The 2,920-nt window shown below is 36.7% G+C and carries 4 protein-coding genes; all 4 read left to right on the top strand.

Annotated features, from left to right (window positions below; translation table 11 throughout):
- Window positions 1-332, top strand: a 332-nt coding sequence (locus tag HRT72_04565) for a magnesium chelatase (protein NQY66980.1), incomplete at its 5' end; no start/stop codon positions are given.
- Window positions 333-485: 153 nt separating this feature from the next.
- Window positions 486-917 (top strand): SRPBCC family protein, encoded by a 432-nt coding sequence (locus tag HRT72_04560; protein NQY66979.1) that lies wholly within the window; start codon window positions 486-488, stop codon window positions 915-917.
- Window positions 918-965: 48 nt separating this feature from the next.
- Window positions 966-2,363: an NDP-hexose 2,3-dehydratase family protein gene (locus HRT72_04555; protein ID NQY66978.1), complete on the top strand. Its 1,398-nt coding sequence runs from the start codon at window positions 966-968 to the stop codon at window positions 2,361-2,363.
- Window positions 2,364-2,920, top strand: a 557-nt coding sequence (locus HRT72_04550) for a Gfo/Idh/MocA family oxidoreductase (GenBank protein ID NQY66977.1), incomplete at its 3' end; no start/stop codon positions are given. It abuts the gene before it with no gap.

Below are 2,920 nucleotides of genomic sequence, written 5' to 3'. Positions count from 1 at the left end.
TAGCCCCGTCGGAGAAGAGTAGCGTGGTAAGGGAGCGAGTTATTGTAGCGAGAGAGATTCAGGAGAAACGATTTCTTACCATGACAGAGATTCATAGTAATTCACAGATACTTCCCAAGAACATGAATGAATTCTGCGGCTTGGATTTAGCTGGACAGCAACTGTTACAAACTGCCATGGAGAAACTGGGTCTCTCTGCAAGGGCTTATAATCGAATCCTAAAAGTTTCTCGAACCATTGCCGACTTGGATCAAAAGGAAAGCATCGGATCTAATCATATTGGAGAAGCGATTAGTTACAGAAGCTTAGATAGAGATGGTTGGGCTGGGTGAGTAAATTGTTATTTCATTACAAAAAGTCACATTATTTACAGATAAAGTGTAATTAATTACGGATAACTGTAGTATTATTCCATTATGATGCATTTTAAGCCCAAGTGTTCTTCGCTTTCTTAAGAAGCTTAATTTTGGCCTCAAATTTATACTTTGGAATACACAGCAGAAATAGTGATCAACTCATCACGCGACAAAATTGTTCAGCTCTTCATGGACACAGATAACATTCAACTTTGGTTTGAAGATTTTAAAAGCTTTGAGCACATAAGTGGCAATGGGTGTTCTGTTGATTCTCAATATCGATTAAAATGGCAAATGAGGGGGATGACGATTAATGTATTGGAGACCGTAACTAAGAATAATTTGCCAGATGAGCTTTGTTTATTTGAAGATGCGGATAAAGTAAAAAATGAACTTCAGATTTTGTTTGTAGAAGTAGGAGAGGGAGAGACTCAAATAAAAATAACGTGTAAGTATAGCGGTGCTTGGAAGTTTGTTGAGATGATGGCCCCCGGAGCTTTTAAAAAGAAATCCAATAGTACTTTAGAGAGTTTTAAATATTTTGTGGAGAAAGCGAGTTAGTAGAAGTTGATCTGTTGAGTCAGCTTTATAATTGTCTAACTTAACATCATGGACTCCACCAAGTTTCTAAAGTCAGCATTAACTATTTCGAATCCGATAATTTCTACGGAAGGAGTTTTACAATGGCTTCAAGAAAAAAATACTAAATGTAATATTGAAGTTAATCGAGTTCCGTTTTCTGAATTGAAGAATTGGTATTTCGATGAACCACTTGGTTATCTGCGACACCAGTCTGGTAAGTTTTTTAGTATCGTAGGAATAGATGTGAAAACAAATTTTAGCACGATTCCAAATTGGCAACAGCCCATTATTCATCAACCAGAAATTGGTTTTCTTGGAATTATCACCAAAGAGTTAAATGGTATTCTATGTTTTCTGATGCAAGCAAAGGTTGAACCCGGAAACGTGGTAAAGGTTCAGTTGTCACCAACATTGCAAGCAACCAAAAGTAATTACACGCAAATACACGAAGGGAAAAAGCCTCGATATTTATCTTTTTTCCAGAATGCGATGGAAGATCAAATCTTGCTCGATGAGCTTTTATCTGAACAAGGCGCTCGGTTTTTAAAGAAGAAGAATCGAAATATAATTATTCAGGTAGAAGAAGAAATTGAAGAGCACGAGGATTTTGTTTGGTTAACACTTGGTCAATTAAAGGAGTTATCCGAAAAAGACAATGTGCTCAATATGGATGCTAGAACAGTGATTTCAAGTATTGATGTGGGTGACGTTGGGGAGGATTTGAAGCAAGCCTGTAGGAATATTTCGAATGATAAAACGAACCGGAGGTTCTTAAACGGGGTGTTCGAAACGGAATTAAATATTGATAGCGTGTTGCTTTGGTTAACTCAGTTGAAGTCGGAATTTGAACTAGACGTTACTTTAACTTCTCTGAAAAGTATAGATGATTGGATTGTAGAAGACGATAGAATTCGTCACGTCGATAATAAATACTTTCAAATAATTGGCATCGATGTGCAGTTGGAAGGGAGAGAAGTTAAGCAATGGTGTCAGCCGATTATTAAGCCCATGCAACCGGGCTTGTGTGCGTTCGTTGTAAAGAAAGTTGGGGATGTTTACCATTTCTTGGTTCAAGCAAAACTAGAATGTGGTAACGTGGATATTGTTGAGCTAGCTCCAACTGTTCAGTGTTTAACGGGTGGATTTCAAAACGAAAAGAGCCTTTGGGATATACCATTCTTGAAAGAAATCTTGGAAGCAAGTACTAGTCAGATTTTAATTGATGTGAATCTATCTGAAGAGGGAGGGAGGTTTTATAAAGAAAGTAATAGACACATGATTGTTGAATTAGAAGAAGAGTTATTGCCAGCTCTGCCTGAAACATTTAAATGGATATCGCTAAAGCAGTTGCTGTTTTTGTTAAAGATTAATAACATTTTGAATGTACAAGCACGTAGTTTAATTTCATTGATAAGCTATCATTAATTGAAATCGAAAATTAAAATAGGCGTTTTAGGATGTTCATCTTTTGCAAGAAGATCTTTTCTTCCTGCCATATTACTGTGCGATAAATTGGAGCTACACGCTGTTGCAAGTCGCACGAAAGAAAAGGCAGAAGAATTTGCAAATCAATTCGGATGCAAGGCAATTGTAGGTTACGAGAATCTAATCAATGACGAAGAGGTGCAAATTGTTTATATGCCTCTCCCAACCGGATTACATAAAGAGTGGATTCAAAAAGCAATTGCCAAAGGCAAACATTTATTAGTGGAAAAAACGTTCGCAATGAATTATGGCTATGCTGAAGTGTTTGTTAGTTTGGCAAAGGAAAATGGTATTTTGATTCGAGAAAATTTTCAATTCCAATATCACGCTCAACATGAAAAGATTAAGGAGCTTGTTTTAAATGGGACAATTGGAGAATTGAAAAGTATGCGAGCTGCTTTTGGATATCCCGCCGAAAATAGATCGGATCAAATTTTAAATATAGAATTAGGGGGTGGGGCTCTATTTATATTGGGTTGCTATACCTTAAAGGTTTC

Source organism: Flavobacteriales bacterium (assembly GCA_013214975.1).
Lineage (GTDB): Bacteria > Bacteroidota > Bacteroidia > DT-38 > DT-38 > DT-38.
Note: the sequence above shows the minus strand (reverse complement) of the source record. Positions and strands in the feature narration are given on the sequence as shown.